The organism is Kitasatospora sp. NA04385 (genome assembly GCF_013364235.1).
Classification (GTDB): Bacteria; Actinomycetota; Actinomycetes; order Streptomycetales; family Streptomycetaceae; genus Kitasatospora.
Window position 1 is genome coordinate 585744 of sequence record NZ_CP054919.1, and the last position, 26626, is coordinate 612369.

Annotated in this window: 7 protein-coding genes; all 7 read right to left on the reverse strand. The window is 76.6% G+C overall.

The genetic code is table 11. The annotated features are described in order from the left end of the window. Positions 1-18: 18 nt before the first annotated feature. The 7 genes from HUT16_RS02590 to HUT16_RS02620 all read right to left on the reverse strand — a co-directional run bounded on the left by HUT16_RS02590 (position 19) and on the right by HUT16_RS02620 (position 26477). Positions 19-1755: an ABC transporter ATP-binding protein gene (locus tag HUT16_RS02590; RefSeq protein ID WP_254897603.1), complete on the reverse strand. Its 1737-nt coding sequence runs from the start codon at positions 1753-1755 to the stop codon at positions 19-21. A 257-nt stretch (positions 1756-2012) separates the two neighbouring features. After that, positions 2013-3830 (reverse strand): ABC transporter ATP-binding protein, encoded by a 1818-nt coding sequence (locus HUT16_RS02595; RefSeq protein ID WP_176185059.1) that lies wholly within the window; start codon positions 3828-3830, stop codon positions 2013-2015. Positions 3831-3924: 94 nt separating this feature from the next. Next, the gene (locus HUT16_RS02600) at positions 3925-4137 is read right to left on the reverse strand and encodes an MbtH family protein (protein WP_100834845.1); all 213 of its coding nucleotides are present in this window, start codon (positions 4135-4137) and stop codon (positions 3925-3927) included. Between the two features lie 62 nt (positions 4138-4199). Then, on the reverse strand, positions 4200-8765 hold the full coding sequence (locus tag HUT16_RS02605) for a non-ribosomal peptide synthetase (RefSeq protein WP_176185061.1): 4566 nt from the start codon (positions 8763-8765) through the stop codon (positions 4200-4202). Then, positions 8732-13819, reverse strand: a complete 5088-nt coding sequence (locus HUT16_RS02610) for a non-ribosomal peptide synthetase (RefSeq protein WP_176185063.1) — start codon at positions 13817-13819, stop codon at positions 8732-8734. The genes HUT16_RS02605 and HUT16_RS02610 overlap by 34 nt, the downstream gene beginning before the upstream one ends. A 110-nt stretch (positions 13820-13929) precedes the next feature. Further along, entirely contained in the window at positions 13930-14217 is a 288-nt protein-coding gene (locus HUT16_RS02615; protein ID WP_176185065.1) for a hypothetical protein, read from the reverse strand. After that, positions 14214-26477, reverse strand: coding sequence for a non-ribosomal peptide synthetase (locus tag HUT16_RS02620; RefSeq protein WP_176185067.1), 12264 nt, complete (start codon positions 26475-26477; stop codon positions 14214-14216). Before HUT16_RS02620 ends, HUT16_RS02615 begins: the two co-directional genes overlap by 4 nt. Between the last annotated feature and the right edge of the window lie 149 nt (positions 26478-26626).

The window sequence follows — 26626 nt, forward strand, 5'->3', positions numbered from 1 at the left end:
CCGCGCCGACGCTTGAGCTTAGGCTAGCCTAACCTTTTCTTCCCGCAAAGGGCGGCCCTCCCCTGACGCCTCGTCGGCGACCACCCGGCCGTCGGCCAGCCGCACCACCCGGGGCAGCCGGGCGATGGTGGCGGGGCGGTGGGCGATGACGATCAGGGTGCAGTCGGCGTGCAGCTCGTCCAGGGCGTGCTCCAGCCGGGCGGCGGTGGCCGGGTCGATGTCGGCGGTGGCCTCGTCCAGCACCAGCACCGCGGGGTCGGCCAGCACCGCGCGCACCACGCCGAGGATCTGCCGCTCCCCCGCCGACAGCCGGGCGCCGCGCTGCCCGACCTCGGCGTCCAGCCCGCCCAGGGCGTCCAGCCACCGGGTCAGGCCGAGCCGGGCCACGGCCCGTTCGATCGCCGCCCGGTCCGGCTCCCCCCGCACCAGGGCCAGGTTCTCCGCGACGGTGCCGGTGACCAGCCGGACCTCCTGCGGGACGAGCACGATCCGGCGGCGCAGCTGCCGTTCGGGCAGCGCGGCCAGCGGGGTGCCGGCGAAGGTGACCCGGCCCGCGTCGGGGGCGTACAGGCCGCACAGCAGCTTGGAGAGCGTGGTCTTGCCGGAGCCGGTCTCGCCGACCACGCCGGTGCGGCTGCCGGCCGGGAACGCCAGGGTGACGCCGTGCAGGTCCGGGACGCTGTCCGACCGGTAGCCGAACTCGACGTCCTCGCAGCGCAGTTCGCCGCGCTCGGGCAGGCCGTCGACGTCCGCGGCGGGCGCCGTGGTGGTGGTCGCGGCGAGCAGGTCGAGCAGCCGGGCCAGGCCGGTGCGGGCGGTGGCGACCTCGCCGACCAGCTGCGACAGGTCGGTGAAGGAGTCGAACAGGTTGCGGCTGGCGACGACGAACACCACGACGGTGCCGACGCCCACCGCGTCCCGGGTGACCATCCAGCCGCCGACGCCGAGCAGGGCGACCAGCGCCAGGCCCTCGATCAGGCTGACCAGGTCGATCCGGTTCTCCACCCGCAGGGCGCGCCGGGCCGCGCGCACCGCGTGCCGGTTCTCGGCGTCGAAGCGCCGGGTCCAGCCGGTCAGGCCGCGCGAGGTCTGCAGCGCCTCGCGGGCGGTCAGCGTCTCGGTGAAGGTGGCCGCGACGGCGGCCTCGGCGCTCGCCTTGCCGCCGAACGCGGCCCCCGCGTCGCGCTGGAACCAGCGGGTGACCAGCAGCGTGGGCGGCAGGAACACCACCAGCTGGACCAGCAGCAGCTGCCAGGAGTACCCGCCCAGCACGGCGAGGGTGAAGCCGAGGGTGGCCAGCGCGGACACCAGGTTGCGCAGGTGCAGCCGGACGAACGCGGCCAGCGCGGCGACCTCGCCGGTGGCGCGGCGCAGCAGGTCGCCGCTGCGGTGCGCCTCCAGGAAGCGCAGCGGCGCGGTGGCGAGGTTCTCCACGGCCTGCTCGCGCAGGGTGCGCACCACGTCCTCGCCGCTGCGGATCAGCAGCAGTTCGCCGACCCGGGCCAGCACCAGCTGGGCGGCGGCGAGCACGGCCAGCAGGGCGACGGCCAGGCCGAGGCGCCCCCGGTCGCCGTCGTAGAGCGCGTCGGTGGCCAGGCCGACCAGCGGGGCGACGGCCACCAGGGCGGCGGAGTCGGCGAGGCCCACGCCGAGCGCGACGGCGAGCCGGGCCCGGTGCGGACGCAGGTACGGCAGGGCGCGGCGCAGCACACCGCGCTCGTCGGCCTCCTCGCGCAGCAGCGGCTGATCAGCCACGGAGGGCCTCCACGGAAGTCGGTGACACGGCATCGGTTCGGTAGCTCTCCGGCACCCGGGGATCGACGGGGCCGACGGGGCCGACAGGGCCGACGCCGGACGCGAGCCGGGCCCGGCGCGGGCGCAGCAGTGGCTGATCAGCCACGGAGGGCCTCCACGGAAGTCGGTGACACGACATCGGTACGGCGACTCCTCGGCACGGCGACGGCCCCCGACGCGGGCGCCACGGGCGCGGGCACGGGCGCGGGCACGGGTGGTCAGCCACGGAGGGCCTCCACGGGTTCGGGGTGGGCGGAGGGCCGGCCGGGGGGCAGGAGTTCGGCCGTTCGGTCGGCGGCGGCCAGGACGGCGGCGCGGTGGGTGGCGAACAGCAGGGTGCGGCGACCGCCGGCCCAGCTGCGCAGGCGGTCCAGGACGAGCGCCTCGGTGGCGGTGTCCAGCGCGGAGGTGGCGTCGTCGAGCAGCAGCACGGCGGGGTCGCCGAGCAGCGCGCGGGCGATCGCCAGGCGCTGGACCTGGCCGCCGGACAGGGCGGTGCCGCCCTCGCCGAGTTCGGTGGCGTAGCCGTCGGGCATCGCGGCCAGCTGTTCGTGCAGCCCGGCGGTGCGGCAGGCCTCCTCCAGCGCCTGCGGCGGGAGGTCGCGGCCGAGCCGGAGGTTGTCGGCGACGGTGCCGGAGAGCAGCACCGGCCGCTGGGCGACGTACGCGATCCGGGAGCGGACCTCGTCCAGGCGGGCGGCGCGCAGGTCGGTGCCGCCGTAGCGGACGGCGCCCTCGTCGGGGTCGTCGAGGCGGACGGCGAGCCGCAGCAGGGTGCTCTTGCCGGCGCCGGTGGCGCCGTGCAGGGCGACGAACTCCCCGGCCTCGACGGTCAGGTCGACGGGGCCGAGGACGGTCTTGCCGTCCCGCCGGGCCAGCGCGCCGGTGAACTCCAGCGCGCCGGAGGCGGGCAGTGGCACCGGCTCGGCCGGGTCGGCGACGGTCGCGCCGATGGACAGCACCTCGTCGATCCGGGCGGCGGCGACGTCGGCCTGGCCGCGCTCCAGCAGCCGGTCGACCAGGACGCGGGTGGCCAGGGTGACGATGGCCATCCAGGTGGTGAAGGCGACCAGTCCGCCGACGGTGAGGTGCCCGTCCAGCACGGCGAGGCCGCCGAGGCCGACACCGGCGGCGACGGCCAGCCGCGGGACGAGCGGGGCGACGGCGGCCCAACCGGCCTCGATCCGGGCGGCGGTGACGGTGCGGGCGGTGACCTCGGCGCTGGCGGTGTGGTGCCGGTCGACCAGCGGGCGGTGCCCGCCGGTGCCGCGCAGGCCGGTGCCGAGCTGGAGCAGGTCGGCGACGGCGTCGGCGCGGCGGCCGTGGGCGGCGGCCAGGTCGGCGGAGGCGACGGCGAAGCGGCGCGGGTAGTGCAGGTTGACCCAGATCAGGAACGGCAGGGTGGCCAGGGTGACCAGCAGCAGGCTCGGGTCGAGCAGGCCGATCGCGGGCAGCACGGTGAGGAAGGTGGTGCCGAGCACCACCCAGATGGCCAGGCCGTGCACCCACTCGCGGACCAGGTCGGTGTCCCGGGTGGCCCGCATCGCCAGGTCGCCGTGGCCGCGCGCGGCGAGGGCGGCCCGGTCCAGGCCGGCCAGGTGCCGCAGCAACCGTTCCCGCAGGTCGGCGCCGACCTTGGCGTCCGCGTACCCGGCCCAGTACTGCCAGCCGTACAGTCCGGCGAACTGGACCAGCGCGGCCAGCGCGGTGGCGGCGGCCCAGCGCGCCAGCGCCCCGCCGTCGTGGCCCTGGAGCCCGTCGTCCACCGCCTTCTGCACGCACCAGGGGACGGCGAGCAGGGCGAGCTGCCGGACGGCGGCGGCCGTCATGGCGGCGGCCACGGTGGCCCGGTGCGGGCGCAGCGAGCCGCGCAGCAGGGCCTTGGCGCGGCGGCGGCGTTCGGCGGGCAGGGCGGCGGGGTCGAGGTCCTCGTCGGTGAGGTCCGGCTCGGCGGGGTCCGGGGCTGCGGGGTCCGGGGCGGGGGCCGCGTCCGGGCCGGCGGCCTCGGCGGCGGGGGCTGGCTGGTGGGTGCTCACGGCGTTGGCCATCCGTCGGGTAGCGGCGGGGGCGAGGGGGCGGTCCGCGGCCGGACCTGGTCCGGCGGGGCCGCCCCCTCTCCTGCGGGCGGGGTCAGGCGGTGCGGGCGACCAGGCTCGCGGGGCGCAGGTCGGTCCAGTGGGCGTCGATGTAGGCGGTGGCACCCTCGCGGGTGTCCTCGCCGTGGACGGTACGCCAGCCGGCCGGGACCTCGGCGAAGGCGGGCCACAGCGAGTGCTGGTTCTCGTCGTTGACCAGCACCAGGTAGCGGGCGTCGTCGTCCTCGAACGGGTTGGTGGAAGCCATCGGGTGTTCTCCTCTTGGGGCGGGCTCGGGGCGGGCTCGGGGTGGGCTCGGGGTGGGCGGGGTCAGGCGGAGCAGGGCGGGGTGTCGCCGAGGGCGGCGTCGACCAGCCGGTCGACCAGGAACTCGGCGAGGGCCGAGACGGTGGGCCGGGTGAGCAGGTCGGGCAGGCGGAGGTCCCCTTCGAAGTCGGTGCGCAGGCGCTGGAGCAGCTCCATCGCCAGCAGTGAGTGGCCGCCGAGGTCGAAGAAGTTCTCGTCGATGCCGACCGCGGGCAGGCCGAGCACCTCGGTGAACGCCGCGTGCACCGCCCGCTCGCTCGGGTAGCGCGGGGCGCGCCGTTCGCCGCCGGTGGTGAAGTCCTCGGCCCGGGGTGCGGGCAGGGAGCTCCGGTCGAGCTTGCCGTTGACGGTCAGCGGCAGGGCGTCCAGGACCACGAAGGCCGAGGGCACCATGTACTCGGGCAGCCGGGCGGCCAGCGTACGACGGATCGCAGCGGCCGAGATAAGGGTACCCTCACTTGGCACCAGGTAGGCAGCCAGGCGCTTCACCCCGGGGGTGTCCTCGCGGACCACGACCGCCGCCTGGGCGACGTCCTGATGCGCGCTCAGTGCGTCCTCGATCTCACCGGGCTCGACCCGGTAGCCGCGGATCTTGACCTGGTCGTCGGCCCGGCCGAGGAAGTCCAGCAGGCCGTCCTGCCGCCAGCGCACCACGTCGCCGGTGCGGTACATCCGGGCGCCGGGCGCACCGAACGGGTCGGCGACGAAGCGCTCCGCCGTCAGGCCCGGACGGTTCAGGTAGCCGCGGGCCAGGCCGACGCCGGAGACGTACAGCTCACCCGCCACCCCCACCGGAACCGGCCGCAGGTCGCCGTCCAGGACGTGCGCGACGGTGTTCCAGATCGGCCGGCCGACCGTGGCCGTGGCCGAGTCCAGGGTGCCGCCGCCGAGCGTGTTGATGGTGTACTCGGTCGGCCCGTACAGGTTGTAGCCCATCACGCCGGGCGTCTCGGACAGCTTCGACCAGAGCGTCTCGGCCACCGCCTCGCCGCCGAGCAGCACCAGCACCGGACGGTGCCGACCCTCGTCCAGCAGGCCCCGGTCGACGAGCGCCTGGGCGTAGGAGGGCGTGACGTTGATGACGTCCACCGCGTGCGCGGCGCAGTACGCGGAGAGCGCCTCCGCGTCGCGGCGCAGCGCCTCGTCCAGCACGTGCACCTCGTGGCCCTCGACCAGCCAGAGCAGCTCCTCCCACGACATGTCGAAGGAGAACGAGACGGTGTGCGCGATCCGCAGCCGCCGACCGCCCGCCGAGGCCACCACCGGGTCGAAGATCGCCTCGCGGTGGTTCAACTGCATGTTGGTCAGCCCGTGGTACGGCGTCACCACACCCTTCGGCCGACCGGTCGAACCCGACGTGAAGATCACGTACGCGGCCGCGTCCGGCTCGTACGGCACCCGGTAGGGGTCGGCGGGGAAGGCGGCGAGTTCGGCCTCGACCGCCGGGTCGTCCAGCAGCAGCTGGGGGACGCCCGGGGTGAACGGCATCCGGGGCAGGGCGGCGGTGGCGGAGTCGGTGACCAGGACGACCGGGGCGGTGTCCTCCACCATGAACGCCAACCGGTCGGCCGGGTAGTCGAGTTCCAGCGGCAGATAGGCCGCACCCGCCCGCAGCACCGCGAACAGCGCCGCCACCATGTCCAACGACCGCGGCAACCCCAACGCCACCACCGACTCCGGACCAGCCCCCCGCGCCGCGAACAACCGCGCCAACCGGTCCACCCGCGCGTCCAGCTCCGCGTACGACCACGCCTGCGAACCGAACACCAGCGCCGTCTCACCCGGCACCGACACCGCCCGCTCCGCCAACAACTCCGCCACCGACGCCGACGGCAACTCCCGCCCCGTCAACGCCCACTCACCCAACTGCGCCCGCTCACCCGCCGTCAGCACGTCCAGGCTGCCGACCCGGCGGTGCGGGTCGGCGGCGACCTGGGCGAGGACGGCGAGCAGCCGTTCGACCAGGGCTTCGGCGGTGGTGCGGTCGTAGAGGTCGGCGGCGTACTCGAAGGCGATGTCGATCTCCTCCGCCGTGGAGGTCTCCTCGAAGTTGAAGTCGAGTTCGAACTTGGCCGCGCCGAGCTCGCTCGGCAGGATCCGGCTCTCCAGGCCGAGCAGGCGGCCGGCCCGGCCGTCGTTGTGCTGGTAGCCCAGCATCACCTGGAACAGCGGGTGCCGGCCGGGGACGCGGGGCGGGTTGACGGCCTCCACCAGGCGGTCGAACGGCAGGTCCTGGTGGGCGAACGCGGCGAGGTCGAACTCGCGGACGCGGCCCAGCAGTTCGGCGAAGGTCGGATCGCCGGACAGGTCGGCGCGGAGCACCACGGTGTTGACGAAGAAGCCGACCAGCCGGTCGAGTCCGGCGTCCGAACGGCCCGCGACGGGGGCGCCGAGCGGGATGTCCTCGCCCGCGCCGAGGCGGTGCAGCAGGGTCGCGACGGCGGCCTGGAGCAGCATGAAGGTGGTGGTGCCGGTGGCCCGGGCGGCCTCCCGCAGGCCCCGGTAGACGGCGGGCGGCACCTGGGCGTGCACGGTGTCGCCGCGGTGGTGGGCGACGGGGGTGCGCGGGTGGTCCAGCGGCAGCGCGAGCTCCTCCGGGAGCCCGGCCAGCGCCTGCTGCCAGTGGGCGAGTTGGCGTCCCAGCAGGCTGTCGGGGCCCTCGGCGAGCAGCTCCTGCTGCCAGAGCGTGTAGTCGGCGTACTGGACGGGCAGCGGCGGCAGTTCGGCCTCCGCTCCGGTGGCGGCGGCGGTGTAGGCGGCGGTCAGCTCCTCCACGAACGGGTTCATCGACCACTCGTCGCCCGCGATGTGGTGGAACAGCAGCACCAGCACGTGGTCCTCGGGCCCGAGTTCGAGCAGGGTGACGCGCAGCGGCCGTTCGGTGGCGAGGTCGAAGCCGTGGCGGACGGCGTCCCGCACGGCGGCGTCGAGCCCGGCCTCGGACACGGGGCGGACCTCGACCGCCTCGGCGGGCGCCGGGGCGGCCAGGACCTGCTGGAACACCGAGCCGTCGCGTTCGGTGAACACGGTGCGCAGGCTCTCGTGCCGTTCGCTGACGGTGCGGACGGCGGCGCGCAGGGCGTCCGGGTCGAGCGGGCCGGTGACCCGGACGACCAGCGGGACGTTGTAGGTCGAGCCGTCGCCGTCGAGGTTCTGCAGGAACCACATCCGGCGCTGGGCGTGCGACAGCGGCAGGTCGGCGGGGCGGGTGCGGCGGGTGAGGGCGGGGCGGGTGTCGGCGGGGCCGTCCAGGCGGTGGGCGAGGGCGGCGGGGGTCGGCGCCTCGAACAGGTCGCGGACGGTGAGCGTGCCGCCGAGCGCCTTGCGGACCCGGGCGATCAACCGGGCGGCGAGCAGCGAGTGGCCGCCGAGGTCGAAGAAGTTCTCCTCCGGTCCGACCTCGTCCAGGCCGACCGTCTCGCCGAAGGCGCCGCACAGGATCTCCTCGCGGGCGCCGCGCGGGGCCCGCTCGCCGCCGCCGCTGCGCGGGGCGGGCAGGGCGGACCGGTCGAGCTTGCCGTTGACGGTCAGCGGCAGGGCGTCCAGGACCACGAAGGCCGAGGGCACCATGTACTCGGGCAGCCGGGCGGCCAACGCGGTGCGCAGCGCGTCGAGTTCGGCCTCGGCGGGGCCGACCAGGTAGGCGACCAGGCGCTTGACGCCCGGGGCGTCCTCGCGGACGACCACGGCGGCCTGGGCGACGCCGGGGTGGGCGGTGAGGGCGTCCTCGATCTCGCCGGGCTCGATCCGGTAGCCGCGGATCTTGACCTGGTCGTCGGCCCGGCCGAGGAAGTCCAGCAGGCCGTCCTGGCGCCAGCGCACCACGTCGCCGGTGCGGTACATCCGGGCGCCGGGCTCGCCGAACGGGTCGGCGACGAAGCGCTCCGCCGTCAGGCCCGGACGGTTCAGGTAGCCGCGGGCCAGGCCGACGCCGGAGACGTACAGCTCACCCGCCACCCCCACCGGAACCGGCCGCAGGTGACCGTCCAGGACGTGCGCGACGGTGTTCCAGATCGGCCGGCCGACCGTGGCCGACGCGGAGTCGAGGGTGCCGCCGCCGAGCGTGTTGATGGTGTACTCGGTCGGCCCGTACAGGTTGTAGCCCATCACGCCGGGGGTGTCCCGCAGGCGGGTCCACAGCGTCTCGGCCACCGCCTCACCGCCGAGCAGCACCAGCACCGGGCGGTGCCGACCCTCGTCCAGCAGACCGCACTCCACCAGGGCCTGGGCGTAGGACGGGGTGACGTTGATGACGTCCACGGCGTGCTTGGCGCAGTAGTCGGCCAGGCCCTGGGCGTCGCGGCGCAGCGCCTCGTCCAGGACGTGCACCTCGTGGCCCTCGACCAGCCAGAGCAGCTCTTCCCACGACATGTCGAAGGAGAAGGACACCGTGTGCGCGATCCGCAGCCGCCGACCGCCGGCCGAGGCCACCACCGGGTCGAAGATCGCCTCGCGGTGGTTCAACTGCATGTTGGTCAGGCCGTGGTACGGCGTCACCACACCCTTCGGCCGACCGGTCGAACCCGACGTGAAGATCACGTACGCGGCCGCGTCCGGCTCGTACGGCACCCGGTAGGGGTCGGCGGGGAAGGCGGCGAGTTCGGCCTCGACGGTCGGGTCGTCCAGCAGCAGCTGGGGTGGTCGGGCAGCAGGGCCGCGGTGGCGGAGTCGGTGACCAGGACGACCGGGGCGGTGTCCTCCACCATGAACGCCAACCGGTCCGCCGGGTAGTCGAGTTCCAGCGGCAGATAGGCCGCACCCGCCCGCAGCACCGCGAACAGCGCCGCCACCATGTCCAACGACCGCGGCAACCCGAGTGCCACCACCGACTCCGGACCGGCCCCCCGCGCCGCGAACAACCGCGCCAACCGGTCCACCCGCGCGTCCAACTCCGCATACGACCACGCCTGCGAACCGAACACCAGCGCCGTCTCACCCGGCACCGACACCGCCCGCTCCGCCAGCATCTCCGCCACCGACGCCGACGGCAATTCCCGCCCCGTCAGGGCCCACTCACCCAACTGCGCCCGCTCACCCGCCGTCAGCACGTCCAGGCTGCGGACGGGGCGGTCGGGGTCGGTGGTGAGCTGGTCGAGCAGCACGACCAGGCGCTGGGCGTGCTGCTCGACCTCGGTGCGCTCGAAGACGTCGGGGCGGTACTTCCACTCGAAGACCAGCGCCTCGCCCGGGTTGGTGATGAAGATCAGCGGGAAGTGCGCGGCGTCGACGTCCTCGACCTCGCGCACGCCGAGGCGCTCGCGCAGTTCGGCGCGGGTGGCGGCGTCGGCGGGGGTGTTGCGGAGCACCTGGAGGGTGTCGAAGAGGCGGCCGAAGCCGGTGCCGCGCTGGATGGCGCCCAGGCCGGTCTGGTGGTGCGGCAGCAGGGCGGACTGTTCGGCCTGGTGACGGGCCAGGAAGGCGGCGACGCTCTCGCCGCCGTCCAGCGCGGCGCGGACGGGCACCGTGTTAAGGAACATGCCGATGGTGCCGTCGATGCCGGGCAGTTCGGCGGGGCGGCCGGAGACGGTGGCGCCGAACACCACGTCCTGCCGGTTGGTCAGCCCGGCCAGCAGCAGCGCCCAGGCGCCGGACAGCACGCTGTTCAGGGTGAGGCCGTGGGTGCGGGTGAACGCGGCGATGCGGGAGGTGAGTTCGGTGCTCAGCCGGGCGGTGACGGAGTGCGGCAGCAGTCCGGCGCGCTCGCGGGCCTGCGGGGCGAGCAGGGTGGGCTCCTCCAGGCCGGCCAGCGCCTCGCGCCAGGCGGCGGTGCCCTGCTCGGCGTCGCGGGCGGCCAGCCAGCGCAGGAACTCCCGGTAGGGCAGGCCGGGTTCGGGGGCGGGCAGGCCGGCGCAGCGGCTCAGCAGCTCCTGCAGGAACAGGCCGGAGGACCAGCCGTCCCACAGCAGGGCGTGGTTGGTGACCAGGATCCGCTGCCCGCCGCCGGGGGCGAGCACCGAGACCAGGCGCAGCAGCGGCGGCGCGGCCGGGTCGAACCGGGTCGCGGCCTCCTTCGCCTTCAACTCGCCCAGCCGGTCGGCGAACTCCGCTTCGCCCAGGTCGGAGAGGTCGGTCTCGGCGAGCGGGACGTCGACGGCGCGCGGCACGAACTGGACGGGCCGGTCGGGGCCGGTCTGCAGGAAGCCGGCCCGCAGGTTGGGGTGGGCGTCCAGGACGGCGGCGACGGCGGCGCGCAGGGTCTCCAGCGGGACGCGGCGGTCGAGCGTGATGACGTCGCGGGCGGTGTAGACGTCCACGGCGCCGTCGTCGTAGTCGGCCTCGAACAGCAGGCCCTCCTGGAGCGGGGAGACCGGCCAGACCTCCTCGATCTCCAGGTGCGGGGCGGCGGCCCGGACGGCGGCGAGTTCGGCCGCGGTGGCGGCGGGGAGCTCGGGCAGCGGGGGCAGCGCGGTGGCGGCCTCGCGGCTGTCGGCGAGCGCGGCGAGGGCGGCGGGGGTGCGCCGTTCGAAGACGTCGCGGGGGCTGAGCGCGAGGCCCTCAGCGCGGGCGGCGCCGATCAGCCGGATGGAGGAGATGGAGTCGCCGCCGAGCCGGAAGAAGTCGTCCTCGGCGCCGAGCGCGGCGTCCTCGGGCAGCCCGAGCACCTCCGCGTACAGCCCGCACAGCAGGCGTTCGGTGGCGGTCTCGGCGGCGCGCGAGCCGGCCGCGCCCGCGTAGTCGAGGGCGTCGTCGGGGAGGGCGGCGCGGTCGAGCTTGCCGTTGACGGTCAGCGGCAGCGCGTCGAGGACGGCGAAGGCGCTGGGCACCATGTACGCGGGCAGCCGGGCGGCCAGCGCGGCCCGCACCCCGGCGGTGTCCGGCTCGCCCGCGACGGCGGGCACCAGGTAGGCGACGATCCGGTCCACCGGGCCGCGCCGGACCAGGACGGCGCTGTGCGCGACGGCGGGGTGCTCGGCCAGCGCGGCCTCGATCTCGCCCAGTTCGATCCGGTAGCCGCGGATCTTCACCTGCTCGTCGGCCCGGCCCAGGTAGTCGAGCGCGCCGTCGGGGCGGCGGCGCACCAGGTCGCCGGTGCGGTACATCCGGGTGCCGGGCTCGCCGAACGGGTCGGCGACGAAGCGTCCGGCGGTCAGGCCGGGGCGGTCCAGGTAGCCGCGGGCCAACTGCGTTCCGGCCAGGTACAGTTCGCCCGGCGCGCCGTCCGGCACCGGCCGCAGCAGCGCGTCCAGCAGGTAGGCGCGGCCGCCGGTGAGCGGGCGGCCGACGGCGGGGTCGGGGGTGTCGGCGAGGTCGGCGACCAGCGCGTCCACGGTGAACTCGGTGGGGCCGTAGTAGTTGAGCACGGTGGTGCCGGGCGCGGCGCGCAGCTCGGCCCGCAGTTCGCTCCACAGCGCCTCGGGCAGGGCCTCGCCGCCGAGCAGCAGCACGGGCGGGCGGTGCTCCCCCGCCAGCAGGCCGCTGTCGACCAGCTGCCGGGCGTAGCTGGGGGTGACGTCCAGGGCGTCGATCCGCTCGGCGCGGGTGTAGGCGACGACGGTCTCGGCGTCGCGGCGGTCGTCCTCGCCGAGCAGGTGCAGTTCGTGGCCGCCGAGCAGCCAGATCAGCTGCTCCCAGGAGGAGTCGAAGGAGAACGAGGCGGTGTGCAGGGCGCGCAGCCGGGCGGCGCCGGTGGCGGCCAGCGCGGTGGCGAACTCGCGGGTCAGGTGGTCGTGGGCGAGGTTGGCCAGGCCCGCGTGGGTGAGCACCACGCCCTTGGGGCGGCCGGTGGAGCCGGAGGTGTGGATGACGTACGCGGCCTGCGCGGGGTGGACGGGGACGCTCACCGGCTCGGCGGGGGCGGCGAGTTCGGCCGCCACGGCCGGGTCGTCCAGCAGCACGACGGTGGCGGCGGGGTGCTCGGGCAGCCGGGCCAGCACGGCGCGGGTGGTGAGCAGCACGGCGGGGCGGGCGTCGTCCAGCAGCAGGGCCAGCCGCTCGTCGGGGTGGTCGAGGTCGAGCGGCAGGTAGGTGCCGCCGGCCCGCAGGACGGCGAGCAGGGCGGTGACGGCCTCGGTGGAGCGGGGCAGGGCGAGGGCGCAGATGCCTTCGGTGCGCAGGCCGCGCTCCAGCAGCAGGCGGGCCAGCGCGTCGGTATCGGCGTCCAGTTCGGCGAAGGTGCGCTCGGTGCGGGTGCCGTCGAGGGCGGGGCCGACCAGGGCGCGGGCGTCGGGGGCGTCGGCGGCGCGGGCCCGCAACAGGTCGTCGGCGCCGGGCGGCGGGACGGCGGGCAGCGCGGGGCCGGCGGTGGCGGCGGGGAGGGCGGCGCGCTCGGCTGCGGTGAGCAGGTCGAGGCGGGCCAGCGGGGTGTCCGGGTCGGCGGCGAACGCCTCGACCAGGCCGAGGAAGCGGTCGAGGACGGCGGCGGCCCGGTCGGCGTCGAACGCGTCGGGGCGGTACTCGAGTTCGAGCCGCAGGTCCTCGCCGGGCAGCAGGGTCAGGCCGAGCGGGTAGTGGGTGGCGTCACGGGCGCCGAGCGCGGTGACCACCGGGCCGTCGCCGCCGACGGCGTCCAGCGCGGTCCTCAGCTGCTCGCCGCCGCCCTGGTAGTTCTCCACCACCAGCAGGGTGTCGAACAGCGGCCCGTCGGCGCGGGCGGCGCGCTGGATCGCGGCCAGGCCGAGGTGCTGGTGCTCCATCAGCTCGGCCTGGGCGGCCTGCACCTCGGCGGCGGCCCGGGCGAGCGTGGCGTCGGCGGCGGGGTGCACCCGGACGGGGACGGTGTTGATGAACAGGCCGACCATCGACTCGGCGCCCGGCAGGTCGGCGGGGCGGCCGGAGACGGTGGTGCCGAACACGGTGTCGGTGCGGCCGGTGAGCGCGCCGACCAGCACGCCCCACAGCGTGTATGCGACGTTGCCGAGGGTCAGGCCGCGGCCGCGGACGGCGGCGGCGAACCGGGCGGTCAGCTCGGGCCCGGCCTGCCGGGTGAGCAGGCCGGGTTCGACGGCGCCCGTCCCGGCGACGGCGGGCGCGACGGGGTGCGGGGTGTCGAACCCGTCGAGGGCGGCGGCCCAGGCGCGCTCGGCGGCGGCGCCGTCGCGGGTGGCCAGCAGGGCGAGGTGGTCGCGGTAGGGGCGCACCGGCGGCAGCGTCTCGCCCCGGTAGAGCGCGAGCAGTTCGCGCACCACGATCGGCATCGACCAGCCGTCCAGCAGCAGGTGGTGGCAGGTCAGCACCAGCCGGTGCCGGTCGGCGCCCAGCCGCAGCAGGGCGAAGCGCAGCAGCGGCGGCGCGTCCAGCTCGAACGGGCGCTCCCAGTCCGCGTCCATCTCGCGCCGCACGTCCGACTCCTGACGGCCCGTCAGGTCGACGGTGCGCAGCGGGGTCTCGACGGTGCGCTGGACGAACTGCAGGACGTCCTGCGGGTCCTCGTACCAGAACCCGACCCGCAGGTTGGCGTGCCGGGCCAGCAGCGCGTCCACGGCGGCGGCCAGCCGCGGCGCCTCGACGGGGCCGGCCAGGTCGAGGTGCGCCTGCACGACGTACACGTCGCGGGCCCGGTCGTCGTAGAGCGCGTGGAACAGCAGGCCCTCCTGGAGCGAGGACAGCGGGTACACGTCCTCCAGGTCCGACGGGGCCGGGCTGGTCGCCTGCGGGTCGTCGTGCGGGGTGGCGGAGTCGTTCATCGCGGTGTTCTCAGTCCTGGGGTCGGTGGGTCCGGAGCGGTCGGCGGGTCCGGAGCGGAGCGTGGTTTCGGGACGGGCGGCGGGTTCGGGACGGGCGGCGGGCGGGGTGCTCATCGGCTCCGCCGGCTGCGCAGCTTGGCTTCCAGCCGGTCGAGCCGGGCCTGCGGGAGGGCGAGCAGCGGTCCGTCGGCGGTGGCCTGCGGCCGGTCGGCGACGGCGGCGGGGACGGCCGCGGGGACGGTGGCGGCGACGGCTACGGGGAGGGCCGCGGCGAGGCCGTCCAGCGCGGCGAGCCAGGCGTCCGCGATCCGGGCCGCCTCGGCGTCCGTCAACAGGGCCTGCGGCCAGCAGAGTTCGACCGCGAGTTCGGGCCGCCCGGCCGGGTCGGCGGCGATCACGGCGTCGATCTCCAGCGGGTGGCCGACCGGTGCGGCTGGTCGGGCCCGGCTCCGGCGGCGACCGCCGCGCGTTCGGCGGCCGGGGCGAACGGCCAGCCGCCGAGCGAGGGCGCGGCCCGGTCGGTGCGGCCCCGGTAGTTGAACAGCACCGGGGACGGCGGCGCGGCGGCCAGCAGCGGGGCGGTCTGCGCGTTCAGGTGGCGCAGCAGGCCGTGGCCCAGGCCCTTGTCGGGGACGGCGCGCAGCTGCTCCTCGACCCGGGCCAGGACGTCGGCGGTGGCGGCGAGGTCGAGCCCGGCGAGGTCGAGCCGGACGGGGTGGACGGTGGTGAACCAGCCGACGGTGCCGGACAGGTCGGGCGCGTGGCCGTCGTGGCCGTCGCGGCCGTGGCCCTCCAGGTCGACGTGCAGCGCGGGCGCGGCGTCGGGCCGGGTGCGGGCCAGGCCGAGGACCAGGGCGGCGAGCAGCAGTCCGTCCGTGCCGCTGCCGCTGCTGTTGCTGCCGGTACCCGGGGCGGCGAGCAGCGGTGCGGTGCGCTCGGCGGGGAGGGTGCGGCGCAGGGTGCGCAGGGTGGCGTTGGTGTCGCGGGCCGGGTCGGCGGCGAGGTCGGCCAGCTGGCCGGGCGGGCCGGTGAGCGCGGTGCGCCAGTAGCCGGTCTCGGCGAGGCGGGTGCGCTGCTGGGCGTGGGCGTGCAGGTGGGCGGCCCAGTCGCGGAGGGCGACCGGTTCGGGGGCGAGGGCGGGCCGGCGTCCGGCGGCGGCGTCGCGGTGCGCGGCGGCCAGGCGCGGGAGCAGGATCCGCCAGGAGACGCCGTCGACGGCGAGGTGGTGGACGGTGAGCAGGAGCCGGCCCTCGGTCTGCTCGCCGGTGTCGAACCAGACGGCGCGCAGCATCCGTCCGGCGGCCGGGTCGAGCGCGTCGGCGGCGCGGTCGGCCTCGGCGGTGAGCTGCTCGGCGGTGGGGCCGCCGGGGGCGGCGACCCGGCGCAGCAGGGCGGGGTCGGCGGTGGGCGGCAGGGTCTCCTGGCTCCACAGCCCGTCGGTGTCGTCCAGCCGGGTGCGCAGCGCGGGGTGGGCCTCGACCAGCGCGGCGAGCGCGGCCCGCAGCGGCTGCTCGCCGAGCCCGCCGGGGGTGGCGAGCAGCACGGACTGGTTGAACCGCCGTACGTCGCCGCCGCGTTCGCGCAGCCAGTGCACGACGGGGAGCAGCGGCACCGGGCCTTCGGCGGGGGCCTCGGACACCGGCGTGGCGGACACCGGGGCCGTGGGCGCCGGGGCCGCGGGGCCGGGGAGGCTTCCGCCGAACGCGGCGGTGAGCGCGGCGGGCGTCGGGTGCTGGAACACGTCCTTCGTCGTGATCGCGAGCCCGGCGGCCTTCGCCCGGCTCACCAGTTGCAAGGACACGATGCTGTCGCCGCCCAGCGCGAAGAAGTTCTCCTCCTCGCCGACCTCGGCCAGCCCCAGCACCTCGGCGAACACCCGGGCGAAGGCGGACGGGCCGCGCCGGACCGGTACGGCGTCGGTGGCCGCGGTGACGGCGGCTGCGGCGGTGGCGGCGGCTGCGGTGGCGGCGGCGGCTGCGTGCCGGTCGGGCGCGGGGAGCGCCTTGCGGTCGAGCTTGCCGTTGACGGACAGCGGCAGCGCGGCGAGTTCGACCACCACGGCGGGCACCAGGTGCTCGGGCAGGGTGGCGGCCAGGGCGGCCCGGGCGCCGCCCGCGGTGGCGCCGGAGCCGGCGGCGGGCACCACGTACCCGACCAGTTGCTTCGTACCGCCGGGGGTCTGCCGCACCGTGACCGCCGCCTGGGCGATGCCGGGCACGGCGGCGAGCGCGGCCTCGACCTCGCCCAGTTCGATCCGGAAGCCGCGGATCTTCACCTGGTCGTCGGTGCGGCCCAGGTACTCGACGCTGCCGTCGATCCGGTACCGGACCAGGTCGCCGGTGCGGTACATCCGCTCCCCGGGGGCGCCGTACGGGTCGGCCACGAAGCGGCCCGCGGTCAGGCCGGGGCGGCCGAGGTAGCCGCGCGCCAACTGGACGCCCGCCAGGTACAGTTCGCCGGGCACGCCGACCGGGCACGGGCGCAGCGCGGCGTCCAGGACGTGCAGCCGGGTGTTCCAGGCGGGGCGGCCGATCGGGACGGTGCCCGCGCCGGCCCAGGCCCGGTGGTGGGTGACGTCGACGGCGGCCTCGGTGGGGCCGTACAGGTTGTGCAGTTCGATCTGCGGCCACAGCGCCAGGAAGCGGTCGACGGCGGCGGCGGGCAGCGCCTCGCCGGAGCAGAACACCCTGCGCACGGTGGCGAACTGGCGGCGCAGCACGTCGTCGGCCTCGGCGGCGGCGGTGAACGCGGTGAGCATGGACGGCACGAAGTGGCAGGTGGTGACGGCGGCGCGGGCGGTCAGGGCGGCCAGGTGGGCGGGGTCGCGGTGGCCGCCGGGGCGGGCCAGGACGACCCGGGCGCCGACGGTCAGCGGGAGGAAGAACTCCCAGACCGAGACGTCGAATCCGGCGGGGGTCTTCTGCAGGATGCGGTCGGCGGCGCCGATCGCGTACATCTCCCGCATCCACTCCAGGCGGTTGACGATGGCCCGGTGGGTGACCAGGACGCCCTTGGGGCGGCCGGTGGAGCCGGAGGTGAAGATGACGTACGCGGCGTGGTCGGGGCCCGCTTCGGCGAGCGGGGCGTCCGCCGGGTCGGCGGTGTCGACCGGCAGCGCGGTGTCCACCGGCGACGCGGTGTCGACCGGCGACGCGGTGTCCACCGGCAGCACGGGGACGCCGTCCACGGCCCAGGCGGTGGGCGCGCCGGTCGGGGTGAGGACGCAGACCGGGCGGGCGTCCTCGATCATGCCGGCGAGGCGTTCGGCCGGGTACTCGGTGTCCAGCGGCAGGTAGGCGGCGCCGGAGCGCAGCACGCCCAGCAGGGCCACCATCAGCGCGGCGGAGCGCGGCACCGCGACGCCGACCACGGTGTCCGGGCCGGCCCCCCGCTCGGCCAGGGACACTGCCAATCCGCCTGCTCGGGACCAGAGTTGACGGTACGTCAGCTCCTCCCCCTCGTAGTCGACGGCGACGGCGTCGGGGGTGGCGGCGACGCGTTCGGCGATCCGGGTGACCAGGGTGCCTTCGCGGACGGGGATGTCGGTGGCGTTCCACCCGCCCGCCAGGCCGCGCAGCTCCTCGGCGGACGTGGGCTCGATCCGGGCGATCGGTTGCCCGGGGTCGGCCAGCGCCTGCTCCAGGACGCGCAGCAGCCGGGTGCCGTACAGGCGGGCGGTGGCGCGGTCGAACAGGTCCTCGGCGTGGATGACGGTCAGGTCGGTGCGGGCGCCGTCGGCGGACTCCACGAAGGTGAAGGCCAGGTCGAAGCGGGCGGCGTGCACCGGGTCGGGCAGCAGGGCGGTGCGGGCGCCGAGCAGCCGGTCGAGGCCGCCGGCCTCCTTGCGGTACTGCACCATCACCTGGAACAGCGGGTGGCGGCCCAGGGTCCGTTCGGGGTTGACCAGTTCGACCAGCCGGTCGAAGGGCAGGTCCTGGTGGGCGAGCGCGCCGAGCACGGTCTCCTTCGAGCGGCCGACCAGTTCGGCGAACGCCGGTTCGCCGCCCAGGTCGTGGCGGAGCACCAGGGTGTTGACGAAGAAGCCGACCAGCTGCTCCAGGGCGGCGTCGCCGCGTCCGGCGACGGGGGCGCCGAGTGCGACGTCGGCCGTCCCGGCCAGCCGGCCGAGCAGCAGGGCGGCGGCGGCCTGCACCACCATGAACGGGGTGGCGCCGCTGGTACGGGTGAACTCGCCCAGGGCGTGCCGCAGTTCGTCCGGGAGGGCGAGCCGGACGGCGCCGCCGCGCCCGCTGGCCTCGGCCGGGCGGGGGCGGTCGGCGGGCAGCGCGAGTTCGGCGGGCAGCGCGGCCAGCCGCTCGGCCCAGTAGGCGGACTGCTCCGCCAGCGGCTGTTCGGCCTGCCACAGCGCGTGGTCGGCGAACTGGAGCGGCAACGGCGGGAGTTCGGGGGCGCGTCCGGCCAGTCGGGCGGTGTAGGCGGCGTCCAGGTCGCGCAGCAGCACGCCCTCGGACCACTCGTCGGCCGCGATGTGGTGCAGGGCGATGCTCAGCACGTGGCGGCGCGGCCCGGCGCTGAGCAGGACGGCGCGCACCGGGATCTCCCCGGTCAGGTCGAAGACGTGCGCGCCGGCGGCGGCGGTCTCGGCGTCCAGCCGGTGCCCGGCGACCTCGCGGACCTCGAACGGCACCCCGGCCTGCTCGGCGGTCAGCACCCGCTGGTGGGGGCGGCCGTCGTGCTCGGCGCAGACGGTGCGCAGCGCCTCGTGCCGGGCCAGCACGTCGCCGAACGCGGCCGCCAGGGCGGCGGCGTCGAGTTCGCCGTCGATCCGCAGCGCGCACGGGATGGTGTAGGCGGTGGACGGGCCCTGGAGGCGGTCCAGGAACCAGAGCCGGGCCTGCGCGGGGGCGAGCGGGACCAGCTCGGGGCGCGGGCGGGCGGTGGGGGCGGCGTGGCCGGTGGCGGCGTCCTCCAGGCGGGCGGCGAACGCGGCGGGGGTGCGGGTCTCGAACAGGGCGCGGATGGCGACCTCGGTGCCGAGCGCGGCGCGCAGCCGGCCGACCACCCGGGTGGCGAGCAGCGAGTGGCCGCCGAGGGCGAAGAAGTCCTCGTCGACACCGACCGCGGGCAGGCCGAGCACCTCGGCGTACACCGCGCAGACCAGCTTCTCGCGCTCGGTGCGCGGGGCGGCCCCGGCGGGGGCGGCGTACGCGTCGGCGCCGGGCTCGGGCAGGGCCTGCCGGTCGAGCTTGCCGTTGACGTTCAGCGGCAGCGCGGGCAGCACGACCAGCGCGGCCGGGACGAGGTACTCGGGCAGCGCCTCGCCGAGCGCCTTGCGCAGCGCGGCCGGGTCGGCGTCCGTGCCCTGGTCGGCCACCAGGTAGCCGACCAGGCGCTTGGCGCCGCCGGGGGCGGGGCGGACCACCACGGCGGCCTGCGCGACGCCGGGCAGCGCGGCGAGCGCGGCCTCGGCCTCGCCGGGTTCGACCCGGAAGCCGCGGATCTTCACCTGGTCGTCCTCGCGGCCCAGGTAGTCCAGGCTGCCGTCGGGGCGGTGCCGGACCAGGTCGCCGGTGCGGTACATCCGCTCCCCGGGCGGGCCGTACGGGTCGGCGACGAAGCGGCCGGCGGTCAGCGCGGGGCGGTTGCCGTAGCCGCGGGCCAGGCCGGGCCCGGCCACGTACAGCTCGCCGGGCGTGCCGGGCGGGACGGGCCGCAGCCGGGCGTCCAGCACGTAGGTGCGGGTGTTGCCGATCGGCCGGCCGACGAACGGGACGGGGCTGGCGGCGAGGTCGGCGCCGAGGGTGTCGACGGTGTACTCGGTGGGGCCGTAGAAGTTGTGGCCGAGCACGCCGGGGGTGGCCCGGATGCGCTGCCACAGGGTGTCGCCGACGGCCTCGCCGCCGACCAGGAACAGCAGCGGGCGGTGCGCCGGGTCGTCCAGCAGGCCCCACTCGACGAGCTGGGCGCCGAAGGACGGGGTGACGTCCAGGGTGTCGATCCGGTCGGCGAGCAGGCGGGCCGCGAGGGCCTGCGGGTCGCGGCGCAACTCCTCGCCGTAGACGTGCAGTTCGTAGCCGAGCAGCAGCCACAGCAGCTGCTCCCAGGAGGAGTCGAAGGAGAACGAGGCGGTGTGCGCGGCCCGCAGGACGCGCCCGCCGGCGGCGTCGACGGCCCGGGCGAAGACCGTGCCGCCGTGGTGCTCCAGCAGGTTGGCCAGGCCCCGGTGCGGCACCTGGACGCCCTTGGGGCGGCCGGTGGAGCCGGAGGTGTGGATGACGTACGCGAGGTGTCCGGGCTCGGGGCGGACGGGTTCGGCGGCCAGCGTGCCGAGTCCGGAGAGCGGGACGGCGCCGAGCTGCGCCTCGGCCAGCACCGGCCGCGCGGCGGCGAGTTCGGCGGTGGTGAGGGTGAGCAGCGGGGCCGCGTCGGCGAGCATCAGGGCGATCCGCTCGTCGGGGTGGTCGAGGTCGACCGGCAGGTAGGCGGCGCCGGCGGCGAGCACGCCGAGCAGCGCGGCGACCAGGTCGGCGGAGCGCGGCAGGGCGAGTGCGACCACGGTGTCCGGGCGGGCGCCGAGCGCGGCCAGGTGGCGGGCGTACGCCTCGACCCGCTCGGCGAGTTGACGGAACGTCAGCTCGGTGCGCCCGTGGACGACGGCGGTCCGGTCGGGGTGGGCGGCGGCGGTGGCGCGGAAGGCGTCGACCACGGTGCCGGGCGGCACCGGGCGGTCGGTGGCGTTCCAGCCGGCCAGTACGGCGTGCCGCTCCTCGGCGGTCAGCACGTCCAACGCGCCGACGGGGGTGGCGGGTTCGGCGGCGATGGCGGCGAGCAGCCGCAGCAGGCGCGCGCCGACGGCCGCGGCCCGGGCCGGGGTGAAGGCGTCGGGGCGGTACTCGACGGTCAGCTGCGGGTGCTCGCCGGGGAGGGTGAGCACGGTCAGCGGGTAGTGGGTGGCGCCCCGGTTGCCGATGCCCGCGACGCGCAGCTCCCCGGCGGTCAACTCGCCGGGCTGCATCGGGTAGTTCTCGAACACCAGCAGGGTGTCGAACAGGGTGCCGTGCCCGGCGGCGGCCTGGATCTCGGCCAGGCCGAGGTACTGGTGGTCGAGCAGCGCGGACTGCGCCTGCTGGAGCCGGGCCAGCGCGGCGGCGACCGGCTCGTCCTCGTCGAGGGTGAAGCGCACCGGGACGGTGTTGCTGAACAGGCCCACGGCGGCTTCCACGCCCGGCAGTTCGCCGGGGCGGCCGGAGACGGTGGCGCCGAACACCACGTCGGTGCGGCCGGTGAGCCGGCCCAGCAGGACCGCCCAGGCGCCCTGCACCAGGGTGTTGAGGGTCAGGCCGTGGCGGCGCGCGGTCGCGGTGAGCGCGGCGGCCAGCTCGGCGGGGATCGGCAGCTCCACCTCCCGGGCGGCCTGCGGGCCGTCGCCGGTGGAGGCGGTGCCGGTGCCGGTGCCGGCGGTGCCGAGGGCGTCGGCGAGCAGGGTCGGGCCGTCCAGTCCGGCCAGCGCGTCGCGCCAGGCGGCGGTGTCGGCGCCGGCGTCGCGGGCGGCCAGGTGGGCCAGGTGGTCGCCCCACTGCGGGGCGGCGGGCAGTTCGGCGCCCGCGTAGGCGGCGAGCACCTCGCGCAGCAGCACGGGCGTGGACCAGCCGTCCATCACGATGTGGTGCCGGGTCAACAGCATCCGGTGCCGCTCGGGGCCGAGCACCAGCAGCGCGCAGCGCACCAGCGGCGGCCGGGCCAGGTCGAAGCGGCGGGCGCACTCGGCGTCCTCGATCCGGGCGCTCTCGGCGTCCTGCCGCTCCCCGTCGAACCCGGACAGGTCGTGCTCGCTCCACGGCACGCGCACCCCGGCGGCCAGCGCCTGCACCGGCTCCCCGGCGGCGGTCAGCGCGAAGGCGGCGCGCAGCGCGCCGTGCCGCCCCACCACCGCGTCCACGGCCCGCGCCAGCGCGGCGCGGTCCAGCGGGCCGTGCAGGTCGAGCGAGGTCAGCGAGGTGTACGTGGCGTCGTCGCCGTCGGGCAGCATCCGGTCGTGGAACAGCAGGCCCTCCTGGAGCGGGGAGAGCGGCAGCACGTCCTCCAGCCCCGGGTAGCGGCCCGCCAGGGCGTCCAGGTCGGCCTGCGCGACGCGGGCCAGCGGCACGTCGGACGGGGTCGGCGCGGCGACGTCCGGACGGGCCGCCCACCGGGCCAGCTCGTCCAGCCGGGCGAACCACTCCCCGGCCAGCTCCCGGATCTCCGTCTCGCCGAACAGCGCCTCGGGCCAGGTGAGTTGGACGGTCAGCTCGGGGCCGTCGGCCCGCTCGTGGACGAACGCGCCGATCTCCAGGGCGTGCCCGCAGGGCCGCTCCGGGTCGGTGGTGGCGGTGATCGCGTCCCCGGCGGCGGGGGCGGGCGTCCACGGTTCGCCGCTCGCGCCGAACCGCCCCAGGTAGTTGAAGAGCAGCCGCGGCTCGGGCGCGTCCGCGAGCTCCTCGGCGGCGCCCAGGTGGCGCAGCAGGCCCCAGCCGGTGCCCGCGTTCGGCAGCGCCCGCAGCCGCTCCTTCACCTCGGCGAGCGCGGCGCCCGGCTCCTCCCGGCCCGACAGGTCCAGGTGCAGCGGGAACTCGCTGGTCAGCCAGCCGACGGTGCGCGAGGTGTCGGCGCCCGGCACCAGCTGGTCCTCCCGGCCGTGGCCCTCCAGCCGCAGCAGCAGGCCGTCCGCGGCGGCCGCCCCGTGCAGGGCGCGGCGGCGCTCCCGCACCGCGAGCGCGAGCCCGGTCAGCAGCACGTGGTCCACCCCGGCCCGGCGGGCGGCCGGGACGGCGGTCAGCAGCGGCGCGGTGCGCCCGGCGGGCAGGGTGAGCCGCAGCCGCCGGGTGCGGGCCGCGGTGTCCCGGCGCGGGTCGAGCGGCGGCTCGGCCAGCAGCGGGGCCTGCGGGTACGTCGACTGCTGCCGCCAGTACGGCAGTTCGGCCCGTACGACGGGGCTCGCGGCGGCCTCGGCCAGCCCGTGCGCCCAGGCCCGCAGCGAGGTCGGCACCGGCGCGAGCGGCCGCCCCTCGTACGCGGCCCGCAGGTCCGGCAGCAGGATCCGCCAGGACACCCCGTCCACCGCGAGGTGGTGCACCAGCAGCACCAGCAGCCCGTCGTGCTCGGGCCCCGCGTCCAGGTGCACGGCCTGCAGCACCACCCCCAGCCCGGGGTCCAGCCGCCCCGCCGCGGCCTCCCGCTCGACGTCCGCGGCCGCCGCCAACTCCCCGGGCGTGACCCGCAGGTGCCGCACCCGCTCGGCGGCCGGCGCCGCCCCGGCCGGCCGCACCTCCAGCCGCCAGGCCCCGGACGGCACGGGGACGTCCGTCCCCTTCGGCTCCTCCGCCCCCGCCACGTGCAGCCGCAGGCGCAGCGCGTCGTGGTGGTCGGTGAGCGCGTCGAGCGCGGCGGTGAGGCGGGCCGGGTCCAGGCCGGCCGGGACGGTGAGCGTGGTGGACTGGGCGAAGCGGTCGATCGGGCCGCCCTGCTGCCGCAGCCACTCGCCGATGGGGGTGGCGGGCAGCGGGCCGTCGCGGTCGACGACGGGGGCCGGTGCCGTCCCGGCCGCTCCGGCCGGGGCGATGGTGGCGGCGATCCGGGCGACGGTGCGCCGGTCGAAGACGGTGCGCGGGGTGAGGGTGAGTCCGGCGTGGCGGGCGCGGCTGCCGAGTTGGATGGCGGAGATGCTGTCGCCGCCGAGCGAGAAGAAGTTGTCGTCGGCACCGACCTGTTCCACCGGCAGGCCGAGGACTTCGGCGACCAGCGCGGCCAGGATGCGTTCGGTCTCGGTGCGCGGCGCGTTCGCCCCGGCCGTCCCGGTGGTCGGGGCGGGCAGTGCCTTGCGGTCGAGCTTGCCGTTGACGGACAGCGGCAGGGTGTCCAGGCCGACGATCACGGCGGGGACGAAGTACTCGGGCAGGGTGAGCGCCAGCCGGTCGCGCAGCGCCTGCGGGTCCGCGGGCGGCGGGGCCACGTACCCGACCAACTGCCGTGCACCGCTGCCGAGCTGGTGCACGGTGACCGCCGCCTGGGCGATGCCGGGCACGGCGGCGAGCGCGGCCTCGACCTCGCCCAGCTCGATCCGGAAGCCGCGGATCTTCACCTGGTCGTCGGTGCGGCCCAGGTACTCGACCTCGCCGTCCGGCCGGTGGCGCACCAGGTCGCCGGTGCGGTACATCCGGGCGCCGGGGGCGCCGAACGGGTCGGCGACGAAGCGGCCCGCGGTCAGGCCGGGGCGGCCGAGGTAGCCGCGCGCCAACTGGACGCCCGCCAAGTACAGTTCGCCGGGCACGCCGACCGGGCACGGGCGCAGCGCGGCGTCCAGGACGTACAGCCGGGTGTTCCAGACCGGGCGGCCGATCGGCACGGTGCCCGCGCCGGGGGCGGTCGGGTGGTAGGTGACGTCGACGGCGGCCTCGGTGGGGCCGTACAGGTTGTGCAGCGGGGTGCCGGGCAGGGCGGCGTACCAGCGTTCGACGGTGTCGGCGGGGAGGGCCTCGCCGGAGCAGAAGGCGCGGCGCAGGGTGGCGCAGCGGGCGGCGAGGTCGGGCTCCTCCAGGAAGGCGCGCAGCATGGAGGGGACGAAGTGCAGGGTGGTGACGGCCTGGCGGGCGATCAGGTCGGCGAGGTAGCCGGGTTCCTTGTGGCCGTCGGGGCGGGCCAGGACGACGGTGGCGCCTTCGCACAGGGCCCAGAAGAACTCCCAGACCGAGACGTCGAATCCGGCGGGGGTCTTCTGCAGGACGCGGTCCTCGGCGGTGAGCCGGTACTCGTGCTGCATCCACTCCAGGCGGTTGACGATGGCCCGGTGGGTGACCAGGACGCCCTTGGGGCGGCCGGTGGAGCCGGAGGTGAAGATGACGTACGCGGCGTGGTCGGGTCCGGCGGGCAGCGGCTCGGCGCGCGTCGCCCCGGCCGCCCGGGCGTCGAGCAGCAGGGCGCGGGCCGCGGCCTGCTCCGGCAGCCGGTCCAGGACCGCGCCGACGGTGAGGACGCGGACCGGGTCGGCGTCCTCGATCATGCCGGCGAGGCGTTCGGCCGGGTGGTCGGTGTCCAGCGGCAGGTAGGCGGCGCCGGAGCGCAGCACGCCCAGCAGGGCGACCATCAGCGCGGCGGAGCGCGGCACCGCGACGGCCACCACGGCGTCCGGGCGGGCGCCGGAGGCCGCCAGTTCACCCGCCAGTTCGCCTGCCTGCTCCCAGAGTTGACGGTACGTCAGTTCACGGTCGGGGGCGGTGACGGCCACCGCGTCCGGGGTCAGGGCGGCCTGTTCGGCGATCCGGTCGACCAGGGTGCCGGGCGGGACGTCGTGCCCGGTGGCGTTCCAGCGTTCCAGCACGTCGGCGCGCTCGTCGTCGGCGAGCAGCGCCAGTTCGCCGAGCGGGCGGTGCGGCTCGGCGGCGAGGCGTTCCAGCAGGGCGGTGAACCGGCGTGCGTGCAGGGCGAGTTCGGCCTCGGTGTACAGGCTCGGGTTGGCGTCGAACTCCAGCTGCAGGCGGTGGTCGGGGGTCTTGGCGACGGACAGCGAGAGGTCGTCGACGGGGCCGGCGGCGAGGTTGACGGTGTGGCCGGGGCTGCCGGCGAAGTCCAGGTCGAGGTCGAAGGGCTTGATGTTGAGCAGCGGCCCGTACAGCCGCCCGTCGGTGCCGACCAGGCCGAGGGCGCGGCGCAGTTCCTCGCCGCGGTGCAGCTGGTGGCGGCGGACGTCCTTCAGCTCGGCGGCGGAGCGGCGCAGCAGGGCGTCGAAGCCGTCGGCGGGGTCGACGGCCAGGCGCAGCGGCAGGATGTTGACGGCCATGCCGACCACCCGGAGGGTGCCGGGGGCGGTGCGGGCCATCAGGTGCATGCCGAGGACGGGGTCGGCGGTGCCGGTCATCCGGTGCAGGTAGGCGGCGAGGGCGGCGTGCGCGGCCTCGGCCCAGGTGGTGCGGGCGGCCTTGGCGGCGGCCAGCACCGGGGCGGTGCGCTCCGCGTCGAGGGTGATCCGGTGGCGGAGCGCGGCGGGGGCGGCGGCGGCCTGCTGCTCGGTGAGGGCGCGGACCTGCGGGCGGTCGGCGTAGTGCTGCTGCCACCACTGGGCGTCCGCGGCGGCCGATTCGCCGTCCAGGTAGGCCCGTTCGGCTTCGCGCAGGACGGCGGCGGGGCGCAGCGGGCTGTCCGGGACGTCGGCTCCGGCGACGAGGGCGGTGTACACCTCGGCGACCCGGCGGGTGAACAGGGTGACGCCGTAGCCGTCGATCACCAGGTGGTGGAACCACTGGAACCACAGGTGCCGGTCCGGGCCGGTGCGGACCAGCAGCGCGCCGTGCAGCGCGTCGGCCGACAGGTCGGCCGGGCGGGCGAGTTGGCGGCGGACCAGGTCGACGGCGGCCTGCTCGGGGTCGTGGGCGCCGCGGGTGTCGAGCCGGGCGAGCGTCCAGGCCTCGGGGTCGAAGCGGCGGGTGCGGGCGGTGTCGCCGTTCGCGTCCACGGCCAGGTGCAGGGCGTCGGCCTCGGCGAGGGTGCGGGCCAGGGCGGCTTCGAGCAGGTCGGGCTGGAGCGGGCCGTCGATCCGGACGTACTGGCCGACGTTGTGGGCGGGGCTGCCGGGGTCGATCCGTTGTGCGGCGAGGACGCCGGCCTGGGCCGCCGTCAGCTCCTGCCGCTCGCCGTGCTCGGCCTGCGTGGTCGTGGTGCCAGCCATGGTCCGGCCCTTCCCGGTGTCGGCGGCCGCCGGGGCCGCTGCGTGCTGCTCGTGCGTGTGCGCGCGCGGCCGTGTCCGTACGCCGCGCGCGGTGCGGAGAGTGGTGCTGGGACGCGTCGGGCGGACCGCTGCCGCTGCGGTCCGCCCGA

Bases quoted from the DNA above. Each gene is read 5' to 3' on its own strand.
- HUT16_RS02610 (WP_176185063.1), bottom strand. From the start codon at position 13,819: ATGAACGACTCCGCCACCCCGCACGACGACCCGCAGGCGACCAGCCCG.
- HUT16_RS02600 (WP_100834845.1), bottom strand. From the start codon at position 4,137: ATGGCTTCCACCAACCCGTTCGAGGACGACGACGCCCGCTACCTGGTG.
- HUT16_RS02620 (WP_176185067.1), bottom strand. From the start codon at position 26,477: ATGGCTGGCACCACGACCACGCAGGCCGAGCACGGCGAGCGGCAGGAG.